At 69.3% G+C, this 23,004-nt stretch carries 18 protein-coding genes and 3 pseudogenes; 3 read left to right on the forward strand and 18 right to left on the reverse strand.

Features of this window, described 5'->3' with window-relative positions:
- Positions 1–124: 124 nt before the first annotated feature.
- The 7 genes and pseudogenes from HK415_RS24040 to HK415_RS17255 form a co-directional block, all read right to left on the reverse strand.
- Positions 125–817, reverse strand: coding sequence for a hypothetical protein (locus HK415_RS24040; RefSeq protein ID WP_216369819.1), 693 nt, complete (start codon positions 815–817; stop codon positions 125–127).
- Positions 814–1,350, reverse strand: coding sequence for a GNAT family N-acetyltransferase (locus tag HK415_RS17230; protein ID WP_171561410.1), 537 nt, complete (start codon positions 1,348–1,350; stop codon positions 814–816). The genes HK415_RS24040 and HK415_RS17230 overlap by 4 nt, the downstream gene beginning before the upstream one ends.
- A pseudogene (pgi, locus tag HK415_RS17235) lies at positions 1,347–2,895 on the reverse strand (glucose-6-phosphate isomerase). Before pgi ends, HK415_RS17230 begins: the two are co-directional and overlap by 4 nt.
- A gap of 4 nt (positions 2,896–2,899) precedes the next feature.
- Complete coding sequence (gene tal, locus HK415_RS17240; RefSeq protein WP_171561413.1) at positions 2,900–3,847, reverse strand: transaldolase; 948 nt, start codon at positions 3,845–3,847, stop codon at positions 2,900–2,902.
- 39 nt (positions 3,848–3,886) lie between these two features.
- On the reverse strand, positions 3,887–4,933 hold the full coding sequence (locus HK415_RS17245; protein WP_171561415.1) for an ABC transporter ATP-binding protein: 1,047 nt from the start codon (positions 4,931–4,933) through the stop codon (positions 3,887–3,889).
- Complete coding sequence (locus HK415_RS17250) at positions 4,930–7,131, reverse strand: ABC transporter permease (RefSeq protein WP_253262298.1); 2,202 nt, start codon at positions 7,129–7,131, stop codon at positions 4,930–4,932. Before HK415_RS17250 ends, HK415_RS17245 begins: the two co-directional genes overlap by 4 nt.
- 69 nt (positions 7,132–7,200) lie before the next feature.
- Positions 7,201–8,213 (reverse strand): annotated as a pseudogene (locus HK415_RS17255) (ABC transporter substrate-binding protein).
- A 167-nt stretch (positions 8,214–8,380) separates the two neighbouring features.
- Here HK415_RS17255 and zwf point away from each other — a divergent pair.
- Both zwf and HK415_RS17265 read left to right on the forward strand, forming a co-directional pair.
- Positions 8,381–9,834, forward strand: a pseudogene (zwf, locus tag HK415_RS17260) (glucose-6-phosphate dehydrogenase).
- Positions 9,835–10,683: a MurR/RpiR family transcriptional regulator gene (locus HK415_RS17265; protein ID WP_171561417.1), complete on the forward strand. Its 849-nt coding sequence runs from the start codon at positions 9,835–9,837 to the stop codon at positions 10,681–10,683.
- A 72-nt stretch (positions 10,684–10,755) separates the two neighbouring features.
- Here the strand turns inward: HK415_RS17265 and HK415_RS17270 are convergent, their stop codons facing one another.
- The 10 genes from HK415_RS17270 to HK415_RS25430 form a co-directional block, all read right to left on the reverse strand.
- Positions 10,756–11,766, reverse strand: a complete 1,011-nt coding sequence (locus HK415_RS17270) for an ABC transporter ATP-binding protein (RefSeq protein WP_309246728.1) — start codon at positions 11,764–11,766, stop codon at positions 10,756–10,758.
- A 166-nt stretch (positions 11,767–11,932) separates the two neighbouring features.
- Entirely contained in the window at positions 11,933–12,907 is a 975-nt protein-coding gene (locus HK415_RS17275) for an ABC transporter ATP-binding protein (protein WP_171561422.1), read from the reverse strand.
- 12 nt (positions 12,908–12,919) lie between these two features.
- Positions 12,920–13,831 (reverse strand): ABC transporter permease, encoded by a 912-nt coding sequence (locus HK415_RS17280; RefSeq protein WP_171561424.1) that lies wholly within the window; start codon positions 13,829–13,831, stop codon positions 12,920–12,922.
- A 49-nt stretch (positions 13,832–13,880) separates the two neighbouring features.
- Complete coding sequence (locus HK415_RS17285; protein WP_171561426.1) at positions 13,881–15,452, reverse strand: ABC transporter substrate-binding protein; 1,572 nt, start codon at positions 15,450–15,452, stop codon at positions 13,881–13,883.
- A gap of 58 nt (positions 15,453–15,510) precedes the next feature.
- The gene (locus HK415_RS17290) at positions 15,511–16,737 is read right to left on the reverse strand and encodes a M20 aminoacylase family protein (RefSeq protein WP_171561429.1); all 1,227 of its coding nucleotides are present in this window, start codon (positions 16,735–16,737) and stop codon (positions 15,511–15,513) included.
- Complete coding sequence (locus tag HK415_RS17295) at positions 16,737–17,717, reverse strand: ABC transporter permease (protein WP_171561432.1); 981 nt, start codon at positions 17,715–17,717, stop codon at positions 16,737–16,739. Before HK415_RS17295 ends, HK415_RS17290 begins: the two co-directional genes overlap by 1 nt.
- Before the next feature lie 125 nt (positions 17,718–17,842).
- Entirely contained in the window at positions 17,843–19,423 is a 1,581-nt protein-coding gene (locus tag HK415_RS17300) for an ABC transporter substrate-binding protein (RefSeq protein ID WP_171561434.1), read from the reverse strand.
- A gap of 99 nt (positions 19,424–19,522) precedes the next feature.
- Complete coding sequence (locus HK415_RS17305; protein ID WP_309246729.1) at positions 19,523–20,269, reverse strand: DUF3047 domain-containing protein; 747 nt, start codon at positions 20,267–20,269, stop codon at positions 19,523–19,525.
- 119 nt (positions 20,270–20,388) lie between these two features.
- Entirely contained in the window at positions 20,389–21,159 is a 771-nt protein-coding gene (locus tag HK415_RS17310) for a porin (protein ID WP_373684608.1), read from the reverse strand.
- A 68-nt stretch (positions 21,160–21,227) separates the two neighbouring features.
- Positions 21,228–21,566 carry a porin gene (locus HK415_RS25430; protein WP_253261936.1) on the reverse strand — a complete coding sequence of 113 codons (339 nt, stop codon included), beginning with the start codon at positions 21,564–21,566 and terminating at the stop codon, positions 21,228–21,230.
- 319 nt (positions 21,567–21,885) lie between these two features.
- Here HK415_RS25430 and coq7 point away from each other — a divergent pair, with 319 nt between their 5' ends.
- The gene (coq7, locus tag HK415_RS17315; protein ID WP_171561436.1) at positions 21,886–22,503 is read left to right on the forward strand and encodes a 2-polyprenyl-3-methyl-6-methoxy-1,4-benzoquinone monooxygenase; all 618 of its coding nucleotides are present in this window, start codon (positions 21,886–21,888) and stop codon (positions 22,501–22,503) included.
- Positions 22,504–22,512: 9 nt separating this feature from the next.
- Here the strand turns inward: coq7 and HK415_RS17320 are convergent, their stop codons facing one another.
- The gene (locus HK415_RS17320) at positions 22,513–22,977 is read right to left on the reverse strand and encodes an OsmC family protein (RefSeq protein ID WP_171561438.1); all 465 of its coding nucleotides are present in this window, start codon (positions 22,975–22,977) and stop codon (positions 22,513–22,515) included.
- Between the last annotated feature and the right edge of the window lie 27 nt (positions 22,978–23,004).

Below are 23,004 nucleotides of genomic sequence, written 5' to 3' on the forward strand. Positions count from 1 at the left end.
TGTGGACGGCCTGCCGGTGGGCCTGCAGCTCGTGGCCGGCCTCGACGGCGAGCGCGCCATCCTGCGGGTGGCGGCGGTGCTGGAGCAGCTGTACCCCCTGCGGCTGCCGCGCGTCGACTAGGAACTACTCCTCGAGGCGGACCACGGGCCGCGCGCGCTCCACCTCGGCGCGCTCGGCGACCACCAGGCGCACGCCGGGCGCAGGCAGCAGCGGCGCCGCCGGGTCGATGCTGACGTTGCCGATGCCGAACAGCGCCATGTCCTGCGGCGACAGCGCGTAGAAGTCCTGCGCCTCGTGGGGCGGCAGCTTGGCGAACCAGCAGACGAAGCCGTCGACACCGGCGCGCGCGAAGAAGGCCGTTTCCCGCTGGGCCAGGCTGCGCGCCGCCGCCAGCTCGGCATCGCTCCAGCGGCCCAGGCCCGCCTGCTGCAGGTAGAGGACGTGCGTCATGTTGCCGTGCCAGCCGACGGCGGTGGCCGCGCCCAGCCGCTTGTTGCGCGCGGCGGGAAAGATGTAGTTGGCGCAGGAGGACATGCAGGCCTCCGGCACCTCGAGGTCCAGGCCGCGCGCGTGGATGGCTTCGGCCATGTCGAGCGCGAAGGCCACCAGCCCGCCGGGCGAGGTGATGACCAGGCGCTTGACCGCCGGGTCGCGCAGCAGTTGCCGGAACGCGGCCGCCGAGGCTTCGTCGATGCGGCCGCGGAACACGATGGCATCGCCCGAGCGCTCGACGCTGGCGCGCGCGGGCTGCGCCTGCGGGAATGACGCCGCGGCCATCCCGCAGAGAAGCCATGCGGTGCGCAGCAGCCGGCTCACCGTGCGAGCTGCTTGTGGAAGAAGGTGGTGGCGCAGAACGCGCCGTCGGGCATGAGCGCGTAGCGCGGCACGCTGCCCACGCGTTGCCAGCCCGCGCGCTCGTAGACGCGCTCCGCATCGCCGCCCGTCACGGTGTCGAGCACCAGCACCTTGCGGCCTTCGCACAGCGCTTCGCGGTCCAGCGCCGCCAGCAGGGCCTGCGCCACGCCTTGCCGGCGCGCGCTGCGTCGCACCAGCATCTTGGCGACGTCGGCGCGGTGCGGCTGGTTCTCAGGCAGGTCCAGCAGGAGCTGCACGGTGCCGACCACCTGCCGTTGCGCATCCTCGGCCACCAGCAGCACCCGCTCGCCAGACCGCACGCCGCTGGCCACGCGGCGCCAGAAGGCCAGCGCCTTGTCGCGTCCGAGCGGCCACATGAAGCTGACCGACGCGCCGCCTTCGACGCAGTCCATCAGCACCTCGGCCAGTGCTTCCGCGAGGTCGTCCGCCTCTTCGGGACGGACGCGGCGCACGGTGATGGCCGGCGGGTTCATGCGGGTCGGCCGCCGCGCAGCCGCCGCAACAGTCCCGCCGTGGACGGATCCAGGCCTTCCACGCTGCCCGAGGCGAGCCGCTGGGCGATGTCGGTGGCCAGCACCTTGCCCAGCTCCACGCCCCACTGGTCGAAGCTGTCGATGCCCCACACCGCGCCGCTGGTGAACACGCGGTGCTCGTACAGCGCGAGCAGCGCGCCCAGCGATGCGGGAGAAAGCGCGTCCAGCACGAAGAAGGTGCTCGGACGGTTGCCGGCGAAGTTCCTGTGTCCGCCGGCGTCCGCCTTGCCCTGCATCAGCGCCTGCGCCTGCGCGAGCGCGTTGGCCAGCAGCAGCTCGTGGTGGCCCGGCAATTCGTGGGCGGGCTCGCGCACGGCGATGAATTCCACCGGCACGCGGTCGGTCCCCTGGTGCAGCATCTGGAAGTAGGCGTGCTGCCCATTGGTGCCGGGCTCGCCCCACAGCACCGGCGAGGTGCCGAAGGCCAGCGGCCGGCCCTGCGCGTCCACGCTCTTGCCGTTGCTTTCCATCTCCAGCTGCTGCAGGTAGGCCGGCAGCCGGCGCAGGGCGCTGTGGTAAGGCGCGATGCTGCGGCTGCTGAAGCCGTGGAAGTTGCGATACCAGGACGTCCAGCAGGCCCAGGCGCACCGGCAGGTTGCGCGCCAGCGGCGCCGTGCGGAAGTGCGCGTCCATCGCGTGCGCGCCGGCGAGCAGCTCGCGGAAGCCCTGCGCGCCGATGGCGATGGCGATCGGCAGGCCGATGGCCGACCACAGCGAATAGCGGCCGCCCACCCAGTCCCAGAAGCCGAAGGTGGTGGCGATGCCGAACTGGCGCGCGGCTTCCACGTTGGTGGTCAGCGCCGCGAAGTGGCGCGCGATGTCCGTGCCGCCCTGCTGCCCGAACCAGGCCTTGGCCGAGCGCGCATTGGTCATGGTCTCCAGCGTGCTGAAGGTCTTGGACGCGACCAGGAACAGCGTGCCTTCCGGCCGCACGCGCCGCAGCACCGCATCGAGTTCGTGGCCGTCGATGTTGGAGACGAAGTGGAAGCGCTTGCCGGGAATCGCGAAGGACTCCAGCGCGGCCACCGCCATCTGCGGGCCGAGGTCGGAGCCGCCGATGCCGATGTTCACCACGTCGGTGATGGCCGCATCGCCGCGCACCTGTTCCGCGAAGGCCAGCATCGCGTCCAGCGTGTCGTGCACGGCCGCCGAGTCGGGGTCGCTGTCCTTGCGCGGCGCGCGCAGCAGCCAGTGCTTGACCGCACGCTGTTCCGTGTTGTTGACCGGCTGGCCCGCGAACATCGCGTCGCGGTGTGCCTCCAGCTGCGTCTCGCGCGCCAGGGCGAGCAGCGCCTGTTCGGTGGCCGCATCGAGCAGGTTCTTCGACAGGTCCGCGAACACGTGCGGCGCCTGCTGGCTGAGGGCGTCGAAGCGCGTGGCGTCCTGCGTGAACGCCGCGCGCAGGTCGAAGCCAGCACCACCGGCGCGCAAGCGCTCCTGCAGCTGGCGCCAGGCGGCCGTCTCGTCGCAGCGGGGGCGCGCCATGGGCTCAGGCCGCCTGGATCAGCTTTTCCAGCTTCACAGCGTCCACCGCGAAGGCTCGGATGCCCTCGGCCAGCTTCTCGGTGGCCATCGCGTCCTCGTTCAGTGCCCAGCGGAACTGGCGCTCGTCGTACTGCACGCGCTGGATCTCCGCGGCCTTCGCGTGAGCGGGGTCGAGCGCGCGCTGCACCGGTGCGTCCGACTTCTGCAGCTCCGCCATCAGCTCGGGGCTGATCGTCAGCAGGTCGCAACCGGCCAGCGCCAGGATCTGGCCGGTGTTGCGGAAGCTCGCGCCCATCACTTCGGTCTGGATGCCGAAGTGCTTGTAGTACTCGTAGATCTGGCGCACCGACTGCACGCCGGGATCGTTGGCGCCGGAGCTGGCGGCCTCGTTCCACGCAGCCCCCGCGCTCTTCTTGTACCAGTCGTAGATGCGGCCCACGAAGGGCGAGATCAGCTGCACCTTCGCCTGCGCGCAGGCCACGGCCTGGCAGAAGGAGAACAGCAGCGTGAGGTTGGTGTTGATGCCGCGCTGCTGCAGCTTCGCCGCCGCCTGGATCCCTTCCCAGGTGCTGGCGACCTTGATCAGCACGCGCTCCACCGGCACGCCCTCGGCCTGGTACAGCTCGATCAGGCGCTCGCCGCGGCTGAAGCTCGCTTCGGTGTCGAAGCTCAGGCGCGCATCCACTTCGGTGGAAACGCGGCCCGGGATGTGCTGCAGGATCTCGGTGCCGAAGCGCACGATCAGCCGGTCCATGGCCTCGTCGAGGGGCCGGCCGCGGAAGCGCTGCATGGTTTCCTGCAGCAGGTGCGCGTACTCGGGCTTCTGCACCGCCTTGAGGATCAGCGACGGGTTGGTGGTGGCGTCCTGCGGGTGGTACTGGGCCAGCTGGCGGAAGTCGCCGGTGTCGGCCACGACGGTGGTGAACTGCTTGAGGGCATCCAGTTGGTTCATGCGGCCATTATCCGGCCGCCGCGCGGCAGGCGGGACGGCTCAGGTTTCCTGCACGACTGAGACGCCGTGCGGCGCCAGCTGCAGGCCGACGTCGCTGCCAATGCTGAGCACCTGGCCCACGTCGGGCGACACCACGAACACCGGGCCCAGTTCGGTCTCGAAGGTGTACTCGTAGCCGCTGCCCAGGTAGGCGAGCTTGGCCAGCCGGCCGTTGAGGCCGTGGCCGGGCGGGCCCACGTGCCAGGCCTCGGGCCGCACCGCCACCTTCACGCTGCCCGCGGGCACGGGCTGGCGCGGCGCGATGCGCAGCGGCCCCAGCGTGACCGCGCCGCTGTCGTCCACGCGGGCCGGGAACAGCATGGCCTCGCCCATGAAGCCGGCGACGAACTCACTGGCGGGGGATTCGTACAGCTCCTGCGGCGTGCCGCGCTGCGCGATCACGCCCTGGTCCATCACGATGATGTGGTCGCTGACCGCGAGCGCCTCGGACTGGTCGTGCGTGACGTAGGCCACGGTGAGCTGCAGGCGCTGCTGCAGCGAGCGGATCTCGTCGCGCATCTCGCGCCGCAGCCGCGCGTCCAGGTTGGACAGCGGCTCGTCGAACAGCAGCACCGCGGGTTCCAGCACCAGCGCGCGTGCCAGCGCGACGCGTTGCTGCTGGCCGCCGGACAGTTCGCTCGGCAGCCGAAGGTCGTAGCCCACGAGTCCCACGTTGCGCAGCGTGTCGGCCGCGCGCCGCAGGGCCGAGGGCTTGTCGACGCCGGACATGCGCAGGCCGTAGCTCACGTTCTCCAGCACGTCCATGTGCGGGAACAGCGCGTAGCTCTGGAACATCATGCTGACGTTGCGCTGCGCGGGCCCGAGCGCCGTGACGTCCTGCCCGTCGATCAGGACCTGCCCGCCGGTGGGCGACTCCAGGCCCGCGATCATGCGCAGCGTGGTGGTCTTGCCGCAGCCGGAGGGACCGAGGATGGTGGTGAGCGTGCCGCGCGGCACATGGAAGCTGACGCCGCGCACGGCCGCGGGCGCCGCCGGGTCGTCGCCATAGCGCTTGCTGACGTTGCGCAGCTCGATGCCGGCGCTCATGTCCGCCCCGCCACCTGCAAGGGCGCCACGGGCGCGCGGCCGAGCCGGCGCTCGCCCACCAGCCACTGGATGCCCGCCGTGGCCAGGCTCATGATGACGATCAGCACCGTGCAGTAGGCCAGCGCCACGCCGTAGTCGCCGTTGCTGACGCGGCCGATGATGTAGGTGGTGGCCAGTTCGTTCTCCGCCGTCACGAGGAAGATCACCGCCGACACCGTGGTGATGGCGCGCACGAAGCTGTAGACCAGCGCCGCCACCAGCGCCGGTTTAAGCAGCGGCAGCACCACGTGGCGCAGCGTGGCGGCGGTGGACGCGCGCAGCATCAGCGAGGCTTCGTCCAGCGAGCGGTCGATCTGCTGGAAGGCGGCGGTGCCGGCACGCACGCCCACCGGCAGGTTGCGGAACAGGAAGCACAGCACGATGATCAGTGCGGTGCCGGTCAGCTCGAAGGGCGGCACGTTGAAGGCCAGGATGTAGCTCACCCCCAGCACGGTGCCCGGAATCGCGAAGGCGAGCAAGGCGGAAAACTCGAACAGGCCCTGGCCGCGGAACCTGGTGCGCGCCAGCAGCCAGGCGATCAGCAGGCCCAGCGCTGCGGTCAACGGCGCGGAGATGGCGGCCAGCTTGAGGGTGGTGAAGAAGGAGTTCCAGGCCGTGCCGGCCCACACCAGGCCGAAGGCGCCCCACTCCAGCGCGAAGGCGGTCTTCAGGTGCGCCAGCGTCGGCGTGTAGTCGCGGCCCCAGGTCTGCACGAAGCCGCCGGCGAAGGCGAACAGGTAGACCAGCAGGGTGAACGCGAGCCAGGGCAGCGCGAGCACCTGCACCAGCCGCAGCACCCGCGGCGGCAGCGGCATGGGCACGCCGCCGTCGCCCTTGCCGCTGACCGTGGTGTAGCTGCGCCGGCCCAGCACCCACCGCTGCAGCGCGAACACCGCCAGCGCGAACAGCGTGAGCAGCCAGGCCAGCGACGCGGCGCGGCCCTGGTCGTACTGCGCGCCGACGATGGCGAAGAAGATCTCGGTGGACAGCACCGAGAACTGGCCGCCCACCACGATGGGATTGCCGAAGTCCGCCATGCTCTCGATGAAGCCGACCAGGAAGGCGTTGGCCAGCCCGGGCCGCAGCAGCGGCAGCGTGATGCTGGTGAAGGTGCGCTCCGCGTTGGCGCGCAAGGTCTGCGCCGCCTCCTCCAGGCTGGGCGCGATGCCCTGCACCACGCCGCGCATGATCATGAAGGCGATCGGCGTGAAGGCGAAGGTCTGCGCCAGCCACACGCCGAACCAGCCATAGAACCAGCGCGTGGGCTGCACGCCGAACACCGACTCGAGCAGCTGGTTGACGATGCCGGCGCGCCCGAACAGCAGGATCAGGCCCAGGCCCACCACGAAGGGCGGCGTGATGATCGGCAGCAGCGCCAGGATGTTGAGCGGCTTCGCGTAGCGGCGCGGGCCGCGCTCCGCGACCAGCGCGAGCAGCGTCCCCAGCAGAGTGGTGCTGGCCGCCGTCGCCACGCCGAGGAACAGCGTGTTCCAGGCGACGCCGCAGCGCACGCCGCCGCCCAGGCACTGCAGGCCGAAGTTGCGCTCGCTGGCGACGCGCTGCACGAAGGTCGCCAGCACGCCCTGCCCGGGCTCCGCGACGAAGGCACCGCCCAGCGCCCGCAGCACCGGGAAGACGATGAAGAGGCCGAGCAGGCTGGCGCTGGCGATCACCGCGGCGGCGACGAACAGGTCGCCGCGGAACATCCCCCTGCGCGCCAGGCCGAAGGCGCCCAGCACGGTCAGCGCCACCAGCACGACGCCCGCGCCCCAGCCCATGCCGAACTGCTGCACGCCCAGCTCGCCGAAGGCACGCTCCAGCGCCGCGAAGCTCCAGCCCTTGGCGCCGATCGCGAAGCCGCAGGCCAGCAGCGCGATCGCCCCGCCGAAGCCGCCGGCGAGCAGCAGCGTCGCCTGCCGGCGCCCCGGCGCCATCGCGCCCGCCGCTGCGCAGACCAGCAGCCCGGCGAGTCCCGCCAGCAGCCAGGGCCGGCCATGGACGGTGGACTGCAGCAGGCCGTTGGCGGCGTCGGCATCGCTCCACACGCGGTGCAGCGCCAGCAGGCCGTTGGCATCCTGCAGCGCGTACCAGGGAAGCAGCAGGAAGGCGAGCAGGCCGGCCGCCGTCCACGACCAGAGCGCGGCGTTGGCCGTGCGCAGCCGCCCCGCAGCGCGCGGCACGGCGAGCGCCGCGGCTTCCTCCGGCAGCAGGGCGGGCGAAGCCACGGGTCAGCGCGGCAGCGAGTTCACTTCCTTTTCCCAGCGCTGGATCAGGCGGCGGCGCTCCGCGCTGGCACCGTACTTCGCGTAGTCGTAGTCGATCATCCTGATCTTGCGGAAGTCCGGCACGCGCGGATCGACCTTCGCGCCCTTGTTGCTCGGGAGCTGGAAGCTCTTGGCGGCCGCCGCCATCTCCTGCGCGGCCGGCGTGAGCGCCCAGTCGTAGAACTTCTTCGCCGCGTCCATGTTGCGCGCGCCCTTGATCAGGCTCATCGAGCCGATCTCCGCGCCGGTACCGTCGGCCGGCGTGACCGTCTCCAGCGGGAAGCCCTGCATCTTCTCGCCCGGGCCGTCGTGCACGAAGCTGATGGAGACTGCGGTTTCACCCCGCGCCACCGCCTTGATGGGCGCCGTGCCGGAACGCGGATAGGCGCCCACGTTCTTGTGCAGGCCCTTGAGGTAGTCGAAGGCCTTCTCCTCCCCCATCAGCTGTACCAGGGTCGCGATCATGGTGTAGGCCGTGCCGCTGGAGGCCGGGTTGGCGACCTGCACCTCGCCCATGTATTCCGGCTTGGTGAGGTCCGCCCAGGTCTTCGGCACCTGCAGCTTCTTCTTGGCCAGCAGCTCGGGGTTGTAGCCGAAGCCCAGCGGCCCGGAGTAGATGCCCACCGTGCGGTAGTTCGATTGCTTCGCCTGCTGCTGCGCCCAGTCGTGCAGCTGCGGCAGCAGCGGCGACTTGTACTCCAGCGTCAGGCCCTGCTCCGCGGCCTGCAGGTGCGGGCGCCGGTGCCGCCGAACCAGACGTCGGTCTTGGGGTTGTCCTTCTCGGCGATCAGCTGCGCGAGCGCCTCGCCCGAGCCCTTCAGGCTCATGTTCACGCGGGCGCCGGTCGTGCGCGCATAGACGGTGGAGATCATGTTGCACCACTCGGCCTGCACGGAGCAGATGACGTTGACCTGCCCCTGGGCAGCGGCGCCGCCGGCGAAGGCCAGGGCGGCGAACGCGAAACAGAAATTGCGCATGCTTCCTCCGGGTAACGGAATTACACGGGCAGCTTAGTCGCCGTGCCGCGCGGGAAGCGCTGGGGTTAACACCAGCGGGCATTGGGTTGGTTTTCGGTTGGGCGCCCGCTCCCCAAGGGCGCCTGAAACTAAGTTACAGTGTTTCGACCGTACGCAGAAAAACGCCCATGAGTTTCGACCTCGTCCTGTTCGGCGGCACCGGCGACCTCGCCTGGCGCAAGCTGATGCCCGCCCTGTTCCAGGCCTTCCGCCACGGCACCCTGCCCGAAGGCGGCCGCATCATCGGCATCGCCCGCGACGACCTGAGCGACCAGCAGTACCGCGAGCTGATCCGCTCGCGCTTCGACGACGTGGAGCTGGCCAAGCGGCCGACGCCGGAGGAGTTCGACCGCTTTGCCGGCCTGCTGCACTTCCTGCGGGTGGACCTCTCGCAGCCGCAGGACTACCGCAGGCTGGCGGACATGCTGCGCGCGCGGCACGCGGAAACGGTCGTCATGTACCTGGCCACCGCGCCCGACCTGTTCACGCGCGCGGTGGAACAACTCGCCGCCGCGGGCCTGAACCGCCCCAACACGCGGCTGGTGCTGGAAAAGCCGCTGGGCCACGACCTCGCCTCCAACCGCGAGATCAACGAGGCGGTGCGGCGCGTGCTGACCGAGCGGCAGATCTTCCGCATCGATCACTACCTGGGCAAGCCGGCGGTGCAGAACCTGTTCGCCATGCGCTTCGGCAACGCGCTGTTCGAGCCGGTCTGGCGGCGCGAACACATCTCCAACATCCAGATCACGATCGCCGAGGACCTGGGCGTGGAGCGGCGCGGCGCCTTCTACGACAAGACCGGCGCCTTGCGCGACATGGTGCAGAACCACGCACTGCAGCTGCTGTGCGCGCTGGCCATGGAGCCGCCGATCAACTCGCATGCCGATGCGATCCGCGACGAGAAGCTCAAGGTGCTGCGCTCGCTCCAGCGCTGGACGCCGGAAGGGATCGACCAGCACGTGGTGCGCGGGCAGTACGCGGCCGGCAGCGTGGCCGGCAACGCCGTGCCCGGCTACCGCGAGGAGCCGGGCGTGGACCCGAACAGCAAGACCGAAACCTTCGTCGCGCTGCGCACCGAGATCGCCAGCTGGCGCTGGGCCGGCGTTCCCTTCTACATCCGCACCGGCAAGCGGCTGGCCGCGCGCGAGGCGCACATCGTGGTGAACTTCCGCGAGACCCCGCACGCGATCTTCAGCGCGCCGCCCGGCAGCGGCAACCGGCTGGTGATCAACCTGCAGCCGCGCGACGGCCTGGAGCTGCACCTGCTGGCGCAGGGACAGCAGAACCGGCGCAACGGCCCGGCCCTGGCGCCGGTGCAGCTGGACCTGGACTTCGACAAGCGCTTCGGCTCCGAGCGCGTGGGCGCCTACGAGCGCCTGCTGCTCGACGTGATCGCCGGCCGGCTGAACCTGTTCGTGCGCAGCGACGAACAGGAAGCGGCCTGGCGCTGGGTGGAACCGGTGATGGAGCACTGGGCGGCGGATGACCGCGGCCCGCGCCCTATGCCGCCGGCTCCTGGGGGCCGAGCGCGTCCAGCGCCATGATCGCGCGCGACGGCTTCTGCTGGCCGGAGGAGTGCTGAGTGCTGGATCGCATCAAGGCCTCCATGTCCTCCCTGGCGCCCGCGGAACAGCGCGTGGCCAAGCTGGTGCTGGGCGACCCGCGCAGCTTCGCCAACCTGCCGGTAAGCGAACTCGCCGAACGCGCGCACGTGAGCAAGCCCACGGTGGTGCGCTTTTGCCGCAGCATGGGCTACGACGGGCTGTCGGACTTCAAGCTGAAGCTCGCGGGCAGCGTGAGCGAGGGCGTGCCCTTCATCCACCGCAGCGTGGATCCGGACGACAAGACCGGCGACGTGCTGGTCAAGGTGATCGACAACGCGGTGGCGGCCTTCCTGAAGTACCGCAACGACGCATCGACCTTCGCCATCGAGAAGGCGGCGGAGGCGCTGGCCTCCACCTACAAGACCGGGCGCCGCATCGAGTTCTACGGCGTCGGCAATTCCGGCGTGGTGGCACTGGACGCGCAGCACAAGTTCTTCCGCCTGGGCGTGAACACCATCTCCTGGAGCGATGGCCACATGCAGGTGATGAGCGCGACGCTGCTCGGCCCGGGCGACTGCGTGGTGGTGATCTCCAACTCGGGGCGCACGCGCGACCTGATGGATGCCTGCGACATCGCCAGGCGCAACGGCGCCACCACCATCGTGATCACGGCCACCGCCTCGCCGCTGGCGGCCGCGGGGCAGATCCACCTGGCCGCGGACCACCCGGAGGGCTACGACCGCTACAGCCCGATGGTGTCGCGGCTGCTGCACCTGATGATCATCGACGTGCTGGCGACGACCGTGGCGCTGCGCATCGGCGGGGGCAAGCTGCAGCCGCTGCTGCGGGAGATGAAGAACAACCTGCGGACGAAGCGGTATGCGTGAACGCTGGGGTTCCTTCGTCACCGCCAGCCTACGAAGATCCCCGTAGGCTGGCGGTGAGCGCAGCGAACCCCGCTAGATGCGACCCTCTTCCACCGCGTGGCAAGCCACGCGCACGCCCTGCAGCTCCAGCAGCGCCGGCCGCTCCACGCGGCAGCGCTCATTGGCATGCGGGCAGCGGGGGTTGAAGGCACAGCCGGTCGGCGGGTTCAAGGGGTTCGGCACCTCGCCCTGCACCGGCGTGCGCGCGCGGCCGGTGTCGTGCATCTTCGGGATCGCATCGAGCAGCATGCGCGTGTAGGGATGGCGCGGCTGCGCAAACAGCTGCTGCTTGCCCGCCACTTCCACCAGGCGGCCCAGGTACATCACGCCGACCTGGTCGCTCACGTGCCGCACCACCGCCAGGTTGTGCGAGATGAACAGGTAGGTCAGGCCGTGCTTGCGCTGCAGGTCCTTCATGATGTTGAGGACCTGCGCCTGCACGCTCACGTCCAGCGCGGAGGTGGGTTCGTCGCACACCAGGAACTCAGGCTGCGTCGCCAGCGCGCGCGCGATCGAGATGCGCTGCCGCTGGCCGCCGGAGAACTGGTGCGGGTACTTCACCATGTCCAGCGGGCTCAGGCCCACGGACTTCAGCAGCTCGCCCACGCGGTCCTTCAGCTGCGCCGCATCGGTGACCAGCTCGTGCTCCTTGAGCGGCTCGCCGACGATGTCCTCCACCTTCCAGCGCGGGTTCAGGCTGGCATACGGGTCCTGGAAGATCATCTGGATGCGCCGGCGCAGCTTGCGGCCTTCGCTGGTCTTGAACGCGGCGTGCGCGTCCTGGCCGTCGAAGGTGAAGCCGCCGCGCGTGGGGTGGTACAGGCCCACCAGCAGGCGGGCCACCGTGCTCTTGCCGCAGCCGGACTCGCCCACCAGCGCGAGCGTCTGGCCCTTCTCGATGCTGAAGCTCACGCCGTCCACGGCATGCAGCAGCTGGCGCGGGCGGCGCTCCAGCACGCGGTTCAGCCAGGGGACGGAGACGTCGAAGGTCTTGGCGAGGTCGTGGGCCTGGACCAGCGGCACCGTGCCGCTCGCGCCCTTCACCCCGGCTCTCTCCCCGGAGGGGAGCGGGAGGGAAGCGGCGGCTCCCTCGCCCGCTTGCGGGTGAGGGGTGGGCTGAGGGCCGGAGTGGGGATCGACGACGATGGTGCTCATTGGACTACCCTCCGCGCTGCGCGCTGCGGGATTCGCCTTGGGGCGGCCCGGCGGCTCATGCCGGCATCTCCGCGTTGGCGTCGTGCAGCCAGCAGGCACGGGTGGCGCCCGCATTCAGCAGGTCGGGTCGCTCGCGCGTGCAGCGGTCGAAGGCGCGCGGGCAGCGGGGGTTGTAGGCACAGCCCGAGGGGATCGCGTTCAGCCGCGGCATCGCCCCGTCGATCTGGTTCAGGCGCTCGCGGTCCACGGTTATGTCGGGGATCGCCGCCATCAGGCCCATGGTGTAGGGATGCGCCGGCTGGTGGATCACCTCGTGCACCGGGCCGATCTCGGCGACGCGGCCCGCGTACATCACGGCCACGCGGTCGCAGGTCTCGGCGATCACGCCCATGTCGTGCGTGATCAGCATGACGGCCGCGCCGCGGTCCTTGCAGACGCGCTTGAGCAGCTGGATGATCTGCGCCTGGATCGAGACGTCCAGCGCGGTGGTCGGTTCGTCGGCGACGATCAGCTTGGGCTCGGCCGCCAGCGCCAGCGCGATCACCACGCGCTGCCGCATGCCGCCGGAGAACTGGTGCGGATAGTGGTCGATGCGCTCGGCCGCCGCCGGGATGCCGGTGTCTTCCAGCAGGCTGACCGCTCGCCGGCGCGCTTCGTCCGTGCTGACCGGCAGGTGCGCCTGGATCGTCTCGATCAGCTGCCGGCCGATGGTGTACAGCGGGTTCAGCGAGGTGAGCGGATCCTGGAAGATCGCGCCGATCTTGCGGCCGCGGATGTGGCGCATGCGCTCGAACGGCAGGTTGTCGATGCGCTCGCCTTCCAGCACGATCTGGCCGGAGGCGATGCGGCCGGGCGGCTCGAGCAGGCCGATGATGGCGGCGCCGGTGAGCGACTTGCCGGCACCGGACTCGCCGACCACGCCCAGGATCTCGCCCGGGGCGATCTCGAAGGAGACGTGGTCCAGCGCGCGCAGCGTGCCGCGGCGGGAAGGGAACTCGACGACGAGGTCCTGGACTTGGAGGAGGGACATTTCGCGTGCTCGCTAGCGAAGGCGCGGGTTGAGCGCATCGCGCAGCCAGTCGCCCAGCAGGTTCACCGACAGGGCGATCAGGATCAGCATGAGGCCGGGGAAGACGGTGATCCACCACTCCCCGGAGAACAGGTAGTCGTTGCCGACGCGGATCAGCGTGCCCAGCGAGGGCGAGGTGGGCGGCACGCCCACGCCCAGGAAGGACAGCGTCGCTTCGGTGATGATGGCGGTGGCGACGTGGATGGTCGCCAGCACCAGCACCGGGCCCAGCACGTTGGGCAGCACGTGCCGCATCATGATGCGCAGCGGCGCCACGCCGGTGACGCGCGCGGCCTGCACGTATTCCTTGTTGCGCTCCACCATCGTGGAGCCGCGCACGGTGCGCGCGTACTGCACCCAGCCGGTGAGCGTGATCGACACGATCAGCACGCCGAAGGCCACCGTGTCGTGCGCGTTGGGGAACAGCGCGCGGCCGACGCCGGCGATCAGCAGCGCCACCAGGATCGGCGGGAAGCTGAGCATCACGTCGCACAGGCGCATGAGGAAGGCGTCGATCCAGCCGCCGCGGAAACCCGCCAGCAGGCCCAGCGCCACGCCGATCACCATCGACAGCAGCACGGACACCACGCCCACCACCAGCGAGATGCGGGCGCCGTACATGAGCGCCGACAGGATGTCGCGGCCCTGGTCGTCGGTGCCCAGCACGTACTTCGCCGTCCCTTCGGCATCCCAGGCCGGCGGCTTGCGCGCGTCGCCCAGGACGAGCGTGGTGAGGTCGAAGGGGTTGTGCGGCGCCACGAGGTCGGCGAACACCGCCGCGAACACGCACACGAAGGCGATGGAGCCCGCGAGGATCGCCATCGGCGAGGTGCGGAAGCTGTGCCCGACATCGCTGTCGAACCAGCGCAGGATGGCTTGTTTCATGGGGAGCGGAAGCGCGCGCGCCGCGGTCCGGCCGCGGCGCGCACAGGCGTCACTTCTTGACGGTGATGAACTTGAAGGGCATGAAGTTGTCGGCGAGTTGGACCAGGTCCACCTTCTTCGACACGCCCCAGGCCAGCGACTGCTGGTGCAGCGGCAGGTGGCCGACGTCGGCGGCATGCACCTCGAAGGCCTCCTTGATCATGGCGCCGCGCTTGGCCTTGTCGGTCTCCGACTGGATGGCCTTGGTGAGCTGGTCGACCTTCGGGTTGCAGTAGCTGCCCAGGTTGAACTGGCCGGTCCCTTTGTCGTCCGGGCAGGCCATCAGCGCATTCAGCGCGTTGTGCGCGTCGTAGGTCCCGGGCGTCCATCCCAGCAGGTAAAAGCTGGTGTCGCGGCGCAGGATCTTGGGGAAGTAGGTGCCCTTGGTCTCGGCGGCCAGGTTGATCTTCACGCCGATGCGCGACAGGTTGGCCGCCACCGTCTGGCAGATCCGCGCGTCGTTCACGTAGCGGTCGTTCGGGCAGTTCATCGTCACTTCGAAGCCGTTCGGGTAGCCGGCATCGGCCAGCAGCTTCTTGGCGCCGTCCGGGTCGTAGGCCAGGCGCTTGTTCAGGCCGGAATCGAAGCCGTTGATGCCGGGGCCGACCATCAGGCCGGTGGGGCGCGCGGCGCCGCGCATCACCGTCTTCTGGATGCCGTCGATGTTGATGGCCTGGTAGAAGGCCTGGCGCACGCGCTTGTCCTTGAAGGGGTTCTTGCCCTTCACGCTGGAGTACAGCAGCTCGTTGCGCGACTGGTCCATGCCCAGGAAGATGGTACGCAGCTCGGGGCCGACCATCACCTTGGCGTTGGCGGAACCGTTGACGCGGTCGATGTCCTGCACCGGCACCGGCTCCATGACGTCGATCTCGCCGGACAGCAGCGCGGCCACGCGGGTAGCGTCGTTGCCGATCGGGGTGAAGATGACTTCCTGGACGTTGCCCTCGATCTTGCCCCAGTAGTTGCCGTTGCGCACGAAGGTCGTGCGCACGTTCGGCTGGCGCTCGCGCAGGCGGAACGGGCCGGTGCCGTTGGCGCGGAAGGAGGCGGCGTTCTCCACGCCCTTGCGGCGGTCCACCGGGCGCGTCGCCTGGTTGTCCTCCGCCCACTTCTTGCTCATGATGAACACGAGCGAGATCACGTCCGGCAGGATGGGGAACGGCGCCTTGGTCTCGATCTCCACCACGTGGTCGTTGACCTTGCGCACTTCCTTCACGTCGTTGGTGTAGCTCTTCATGTCCGAGCCTTCCACCTGCGTGCGGGCGAAGGAGAACAGCACGTCGTCGGCCGTGAAGGGCTTGCCGTCGTGGAACTGCACGCCCTTGCGCAGCTCGAAGCGCCACACCGTCGGCGAAGTCTGGCGCCAGGAGGTCGCCAGCGCGGGCGCCAGCGAGAGGTCCTTGTTGCGGCCCACGAGGGCTTCGTACACGTTGCCCGTGACGGACAGCTGCAGCGACTCGTTGAGGGAGTGCGGGTCCATCGACAACGCGTCGCCCTGGTTGGCGATGCGCGCGGTCTGCGCCTGCGCGCCGAGGGCGGCGCACAGCGCGGCCGCCGCGATCAGGTGGGTCTTGAAGTGCATGGTCGGAACTCCTTGTGGAAGTGGCTGTCCTGTGGGACTTGGTGTGCGCCGGCGGGGGTCAGTGGCCCGCCTGCGGCATGGCTTGCTCCACCAGGCTGGCGTGCAGCGCCGAGCCGAGCGGGAGGATGTCGTCGTTGAAGTCGTAGCGGCTCATGTGCAGCATGCAGCTGCCCTCGCCGCCCTGGCCGATGCGCATGTAGGCGCCCGGCTTGGCCTGCAGCATGAAGGAGAAGTCCTCCGCCCCCATGCTCGGATCCATGTCGCGCACCACGTTCTCCGCGCCGACCAGCGACTCGGCGACGTCGGCGGCGAACTGCGTCTCGCGCGGGGTGTTGATGGTGGCGGGATACACGCGGTCGTAGTGCACGGTGGCGGTGGCGCCGAAGCCCAGCGCCACGGCGCTGCACAGCTCGCTCAGGCGCCGCTCGATCATGTCCTGCACTTCATGGTTGAAGGTGCGCACCGTCCCCACCAGCGTGGCCTTGCCGGGGATCACGCTCATCGCGTTGAGGTCGCCCGCGTGCATGGCGCACAGGCTGATCACGGCCACGTCCACCGGCTTCACGTTGCGCGAGACGATGCTCTGCGCGGCGGTGATGATGTGCGCCGCCACCAGCACCGGGTCCACGGCGAGGTAGGGATGCGCGCCGTGGCCGCCCTTGCCGGTGATCTCGATCGTCACGCGGTCGGCCGAGGCCATCATGGCGTTCTCGCGGATGCCGAAGCAGCCGGGCTTGAGCCCCGGCCAGTTGTGCATGGCGTAGACGGCGTCCACCGGGAAGCGCTGGAACAGGCCGTCGTCGATCATGGCCTTGGCGCCGGCGAAGCCTTCCTCGCCGGGCTGGAAGATCAGCACCGCGGTGCCGTCGAAGTTGCGCGTCTCCGACAGGTAGCGCGCCGCGCCGACCAGCATGGCGACGTGGCCGTCGTGGCCGCAGCCGTGCATCATGCCGTTGCGCGTGGACTTCCAGGGAAACTCGTTGCTCTCCGACATGGTCAGCGCGTCCATGTCGGCGCGCAGTCCCACCATGCGGCCCGACGCCGTGCTGCGGCCGCGGATCACGCCCACCACGCCGGTCTTGCCGATGCCCGCGTGCACCTCGTCCACGCCGCACAGCCGCAGCGCCTCCTGCACGCGCGCGGCGGTGTAGACCTCCTCGAAGCCCAGTTCGGGATGCGCGTGCAGGTCGCGCCGGAAGGCGGTGAGCTCCGGGTGGTACTGCGCGATCTGCGAGAACGCGCGCCCCCGGGCGCCCAGCCGCGGCGGGGCCGCGGGCGCGAGCATCAGTGGCCTCCCGCCGTGCCGACGCGCAGGCGCGGGTCGACGGCGAAATACAGCAGGTCCACCACCAGGTTGATCACCACGAAGATCAGGGCGATCAGGCACAGGTAGGCCGCCATCACCGGGATGTCCGCGAAGGTGACGGCCTGGATGAACAGCAGGCCCATGCCGGGCCACTGGAACACGGTCTCCGTGATGATGGCGAAGGCGATCAGGCCCCCGAGCTGCAGGCCGGTGATGGTCATGACCGGCACCAGCGTGTTCTTCAGGGCGTGGCCGAAATGGATGGCGCGGTTCGGCAGGCCGCGGGCGCGCGCGAACTTGATGTAGTCGGTGCGCAGCACCTCCAGCATCTCCGCGCGCACCAGCCGCATGATCAGCGTGAGCTGGAACACCGCCAGCGTGATCGCCGGCAGCACGATGTGGTGCCAGCCCTTGGCCTTGAGCAGGCCGGTGCTCCACCAGCCCACCTGCACCGTTTCACCACGGCCGAAGCTGGGGAACCAGCCGAGCGAGACGGCGAACACCAGGATCAGGAGGATGCCGATCAGGAAGGTGGGCAGAGACACGCCCAGCAGCGAGATCGTCATGAACACCTGGCTGAGGAAGGTGCCGCGCCGCAGGGCCGCGTAGACACCCATGGGAATGCCGACCAGCAGCGCCAGAGAGGCGGCGATCAGCGCCAGTTCCAGCGTGGCGGGGAAGCGTTCCGCGATCAGGCGCGAGACTTTGGCCCCCTGGCGCAGGCTCAGCCCGAACTCGCCCTGCACCGCATTGGCCAGGAAGTGCCAGAACTGCACGAAGAAAGGCTTGTCCAGCCCCAGGGCGGAGCGCAGCTCGCGGATCTGCTCCGGCGTGGCGTCCTGGCCGAGGAGGAAGACGACGGGATCGCCGACGTACTGGAACAGGAGGAAGGCGATGAAGGCCACCGTGACCATGACGACCATGGCCTGGATCAGGCGGCGCAGGATGAAGGCGAACATGCGTTGTGCGGCGAAAGGGCTGCCGATGCTAGCAGAGCAAGCTGTGTGCCGACACCCGGGTTTCCTTTAGGTCTAAAGCAATTAGGGCGGCCACTCCAGGGAGCGGCCGCCCTTGCCGGGGCGAATCAGTTCACCTTGATGACACGCCAGTCCAGGCGGTTGTCCGGGCGGTGCACCACGTCGATGTTGCGCTTCATGGCCCAGGGGATGACCTGGTTGTGCAGCGGGATGTGCGACACGTCGTCGTTGCTCATCTGCAGCGCCTGCGTCAGCAGCCGGTTGCGCACCAGCAGGTCGGTTTCGACCTTGGCGCGGTCGATCACGGCATCCACCTGCGGGTTGCTGTAGCGGCCCACGTTGTAGTTGCCGTCGCCATCGGTGCCCACGGTGCGCACCAGCGACTGCAGGCTGTACATGGCATCGAAGGTCGGCACGCCCCAGCCCAGCATGTAGATGCTGGCTTCATAGCGCTGGATCATCGGGAAGTAGGTGACCAGCGGCAGGGTGCGCAGCTTGGCCCGCACGCCGACGCGCGACCACATCGCGGTGACGGCCTGGCAGATTTCCTCGTCGTTGATGTAGCGGTTGTTGGGGCAGGCGAAGTCGACCTCGAAGCCCTGCGGGTAGCCGGCCTCGGCCAGCAGCTTGCGCGCGCCTTCCAGGTCGTAGGGCATGCGGCGGTGGATGCCTTCCGTCCAGCCGTTCACCTGCGGGGCGATCAGGGCGCCGGTGGCCTGGCCGAGGCCGCGCATGGTCACGCGCATCAGCGAATCGATGTCGATCGCCTGGTACAGCGCCTTGCGCACGCGCTGGTCCTTCAGCGGGTTCTTGCCCTTGATGTTGGAGCCGGGGAGCTCCTCGCGGTTCTGGTCCATGCCGAAGAAGATCGTGCGGCTCTCGACGCCGTCCACCACCTTCAGGGCCGGGCTGTTGCGCAGCCGCGGCAGGTCCTGCGGGCTCGGGTCGAGCACCAGGTCCACTTCGCCGGAGAGCAGCGCCGCCACGCGGGTGGCCTCGGACTTGATCGGCGTGTAGACGATCTCGGTGAGGTTGCCTTCCAGCTTGCCCCACCAGTTGGGGTTGGCGGCCATCACCATGCGCTGGTCGGGCAGCCACTGGCGCAGGATGAAGGGACCGGTGCCCATCGCATTGCGGTTGGCGAAGGTTTCCTGCGTGACGTTGCGGATGTCCTTGGGCTCCACCGAGTTGTTCTTCTCGGCCCAGGCCTTGCTCATCATGCGCAGCTCGGTCAGCTGGTTCAGCAGCACCGGGTTGGGACGCTTGGTGAAGATGTCGATCGTGTTGGTGTTCACTTTCACCACGCGGTCGATGCCGGCCGTGTAGGGCGTGAAGTTGGACGTCTTCATCATCGCGCGCTCGATGGAGTACGCGGCGTCGTCGGCGGTGAAGGCGCTGCCGTCGTGGAACTTCACGTTCTGGCGCAGGTTCACGCGCAGCTGGGTCGGGGAGACCTGGGTCCACGACGTGGCCAGCACCGGCTCCAGCTTGAAGGTGCGGCTGTTGTAGTAGACCAGCGACTCGTAGACGGCGGCGTGGATGCCGTTCTGCAGCGCGTTGTTCTGCGAATGGATGTCCCAGGTGGAGATTTCAGCGGCGCTCGCCCAGCGGAACGTCTTGGCGTGCAGCGCCGGGACGGCCAGCAAGGTGGTGGCGGTGGCACATAGCAGTGCGTACTTGACCCTCATGGATACCTCATGATTTTGGAAAGCGCGACTATGCAACAGCGCCGCCCGAGGGTCAAAAGGGGTTTCCCCGGGACGCAGCGCGGAAGGCGCGGGCCGCGCTCAGCGCGCGCCGGCCGAAACGGGCAGGAAGCGCACGGGCCCGTACCAGGCGCTGGCGCGCGACTGCGTGTTGTCGCTGTCCGTCATGATGGCGATGCCCACCAGCGCGCCGGGCGCCTCGCCGAACACCCGCTGGTAGTCGGCGCGGATGTCGCGCTCGTATTCGAGCCACCGGTTGAGTCCGTGCGCGCCCGACTCCACCACCAGCTTGCGGACCCGGTCGGTGCGCGGGTTGCGGATCACGGTGCCGGGCTCGCGCCGGTTGCACCAGACATACATCAGCGTGGCATAGGGCATGGGCTCGCCGGTCAGCAGGTGCGCCAGCTCGGACAACGCCGCGTCACGCGCGGAAAGGCGCGACCGGTCGCCCTCGAAGGCGAGCACGACGCGCACCGGCGCATCGTCCTTGTCGCGCAGCGCCATGTCGGCCTGTTCGATCAGGGCCGGCACCTTCCAGGAGAAGCGCACGGCGCCCAGTTCCTCCGGCTCGATGCGCAGCACCTGCCGCAGCATGCTGGCGGAACCCTTGGCCGTCACGGAAATGGCATCGCGGCCCTCGAGCCGCGCGTAGCTGAATTCGGAAGCCGCCTTGCCGGGGAAGGTCCTGTGGTTCCACACCTCGGCGTCGAAGCCGGGATGCACGCCGGACTGCTCGGCCCAGGGCGTGTCGGCGACGTCGGTGCCGTCCAGGGGCGGACTCGCGCAGGCGGACAGCAGCAGGAGTGCGGCGCCCCGAGAGCGGTCCACAGCTGGCGGCAGGTGTCCGGATGTTTCATGGAAGCGGATTGAAGCACGAAAAAAAGCCGCCCGAAGGCGGCTTTTCAAGTTTCTTGTTCTCTGCACCGGCCTTGCGGCCGGTTCGAAAATCAGAAGCTGTGGCGGATGCCCAGGTCGAAGCCGCGGGAGTTGCCGCCGGTGTTCGCGCCGCTGGTGACAGCCAGGCCGTTGTTGTAGTTGATGTCGGCGCTGTCCTTGTTGTTCACGCGCGAGAACGTCGTGTAGACGGCGGTGCGCTTGGACAGGTTGTGGACGTAGCCGATCGCGATCTGGTCGCCGCGCACGAAGTCGTCGTCGCCCTTGCCGCGGGTGTAGGAAGCGCGGATTTCGCCAGCGCCGACCGGCACCAGGGTGCCGAGCATCCAGGTCGTGTGCTTGGCGGTCTCGCCGAAGCCCTTGATCTTTTCCTGGTTCCAGTGACCCATCAGCTTGGCCATGCCGAAGTCCCACTGGCCGGCGATGTTCTGGTTGATGTAGTCGATCTGGGAACCGGCGGGAACCACGACCGAGAACGGAGCGGCGGTCAGCGCGCCCAGGACGCTGGTGGCATCCGTGCGGCCATAGGCGGCAGCGATGTTGAACGGGCCGGAGGCGAAGCCCAGGCGCAAGCCGACGTAGCGGCCGTCGTTCTTGTCGGAACCGGCAGGGGTGACCGGCTCGGCCACTTCGCCGAACGCGTACATGACCTGGCCGTAGAAGCCGCCCAGGTTCGGGGGCAGGAAGTAGCCGACCGAGTTGGACGCGCGCACGGTCGTGGGCACGCCCAGGGCGGTACCGAGGAACAGGCTCAGGTTGCTGGTGGCGCCCACGCCGTTGGTGCCGAACGGATCGAACACGGTGTGGTTCCAGAAGGACGGCACGTAGTCACGGCCCAGACGCAGTTCACCCCAGCCGCCGGCCAGGCTGACCGTCGAACGACGGTTGAAGGTCAGGCCTTGCGTGCCCGGGCGGGGGCCGCGACGGTAGAGACGCGGTTGTTGACGTTGCTGGCCGCACCAGTGCCGTCGTCGTTGTTCACGCCGGCTTCCAGCCAGAAGGAGGCGGACATGCCGCCACCGAGGTCTTCCGTGCCACGGAAACCCAGGCGGGAGCTGTTGTAGCCGGAGTTGTGCAGGCGGCTCAGCTTGTTGCTGCCGGCGGCGGCGGTGCCGTCAGAGCGCAGGTTCTGGTAGGTGGCATCGACGATACCGAACAGCGTGACCGACGACTGGGCGGAGGCCGCGCCAGCAGCGGCCATCACAGCCAGTGCAATCAGGGACTTTTTCATGCAAGTTTCTCCAAGGTTAAACATAGGGCTCCGGTTACGCATGGGTTCTTCGAATGCAGGCACGCTCGCGTCCCCACCGGATCCCCGGGCCAACCTCCTTTTGGGAAGTTGTTGCTATTCCACCAGAGCGTCTTTTCCTACGCAAAGCATTTAGCCCGGACGGCCTCCTTTCGTTGCAGTCGGACAACAAGGGGCAAAGGCCGAGTGGGGGCATGCAACGGCCTATTCTTTACATTTCGCCATCCAAAACCGGCCCGTCGCGCGTGCGACAGCGACCTGCCCTCAGCAGGCTGGTCCCATCGGGGACTAAACTGCCCCAATGGACCGCATCCTCGGCGCCTTCGACCAGGCGTTGCGCACCCTCTTTGCCACGCCGCGCGGCACCCGCGCGTGCCCCGTCGTGCCCGCGGAAGCCACGCACCTGGGCGAGCAGGAGCGCAGGCACGCCGCCGCCCTGATGCGCGTGAACCACGTCGGCGAGGTCTGCGCGCAGGCCCTCTACACCGCCCAGGCCATGTCCACCAGCAACGAGGCGCTGCGGGCGCAGCTGGAAAAGGCCTCGCGCGAGGAGACCGACCACCTGGCGTGGACGCAGGCGCGGCTGGACGAACTCGGGGCCCGGCCCTCCCTGCTCAATCCGTTCTGGTACGCCGGCGCCTTCGGCATCGGCCTGGTGGCGGGACGGCTGGGGGACCGCGTGAGCCTGGGCTTCATCGTGGAAACCGAACGCCAGGTGGAGGCGCACCTGCAGGGGCACCTCGAACGCCTGCCGGCGGCCGATCACGCATCGCGCGCCATCGTCGCCCAGATGAAGGACGACGAGGCCACGCACGCGCTGCAGGCGCAGAACGCGGGGGCGGCCGAACTGCCGGCGCCGGTGAAGATGGCGATGCGCGCGGCGGCCAAGGTGATGACCACCACGGCGCACTACATCTGAGATCTGAGGCTAGGCGGCCGGCGCTTCTTCCTCCACCAGCTCGAAGCTGGTGGTCATTTCGGCGGTCTTCGCCAGCATCGCGCTGGCGGAGCAGTACTTCTCGTGGCTCATCGCGATCGCCCGCTCCACCGCCGGCGCGGGCAGCTTGCGCCCGCGGACAGTGAAGTGCATGTGGATCTTCGTGAACACCTTGGGATCGGTCGTCGCCCGCTCCGCGCTGAGCTTCACGGAGCAGCCCTGCACGTCGTGCCGGCCGCGCTTGAGGATCAGGACCACGTCATAGGCCGTGCACCCGCCGGTGCCGGCCAGCACGGTTTCCATCGGCCGCGGCGCGAGGTTGCGGCCGCCGTTCTCGGGCCGCGCCTCGTCGGGCGCGCCGTCCATCACGAGCACATGGCCGCTGCCGGTTTCCGCGAGGAAACCCATCCCCGAGCGGGCGCCGCTGGCGCCCGTCCACGTCACTGTGCATTCCATCGACTGGTCCCCTGGTGGGCGCCTTTC

Origin of the sequence: Ramlibacter montanisoli (assembly GCF_013087525.1) — a bacterium.
In the GTDB taxonomy this organism is placed as follows: Bacteria; Pseudomonadota; Gammaproteobacteria; order Burkholderiales; family Burkholderiaceae_C; genus Ramlibacter; species Ramlibacter montanisoli.

Coding starts and splice junctions, on each gene's coding strand:
- HK415_RS17230 (WP_171561410.1), bottom strand. CDS start 1,350: ATGAACCCGCCGGCCATCACCGTGCGCCGCGTCCGTCCCGAAGAGGCG.
- tal (WP_171561413.1), bottom strand. CDS start 3,847: ATGAACCAACTGGATGCCCTCAAGCAGTTCACCACCGTCGTGGCCGAC.
- HK415_RS17245 (WP_171561415.1), bottom strand. CDS start 4,933: ATGAGCGCCGGCATCGAGCTGCGCAACGTCAGCAAGCGCTATGGCGAC.
- HK415_RS17275 (WP_171561422.1), bottom strand. CDS start 12,907: ATGTCCCTCCTCCAAGTCCAGGACCTCGTCGTCGAGTTCCCTTCCCGC.
- HK415_RS17280 (WP_171561424.1), bottom strand. CDS start 13,831: ATGAAACAAGCCATCCTGCGCTGGTTCGACAGCGATGTCGGGCACAGC.
- HK415_RS17285 (WP_171561426.1), bottom strand. CDS start 15,452: ATGCACTTCAAGACCCACCTGATCGCGGCGGCCGCGCTGTGCGCCGCC.
- HK415_RS17290 (WP_171561429.1), bottom strand. CDS start 16,737: ATGCTCGCGCCCGCGGCCCCGCCGCGGCTGGGCGCCCGGGGGCGCGCG.
- HK415_RS17295 (WP_171561432.1), bottom strand. CDS start 17,717: ATGTTCGCCTTCATCCTGCGCCGCCTGATCCAGGCCATGGTCGTCATG.
- HK415_RS17300 (WP_171561434.1), bottom strand. CDS start 19,423: ATGAGGGTCAAGTACGCACTGCTATGTGCCACCGCCACCACCTTGCTG.
- HK415_RS25430 (WP_253261936.1), bottom strand. CDS start 21,566: ATGAAAAAGTCCCTGATTGCACTGGCTGTGATGGCCGCTGCTGGCGCG.
- coq7 (WP_171561436.1), top strand. CDS start 21,886: ATGGACCGCATCCTCGGCGCCTTCGACCAGGCGTTGCGCACCCTCTTT.
- HK415_RS17320 (WP_171561438.1), bottom strand. CDS start 22,977: ATGGAATGCACAGTGACGTGGACGGGCGCCAGCGGCGCCCGCTCGGGG.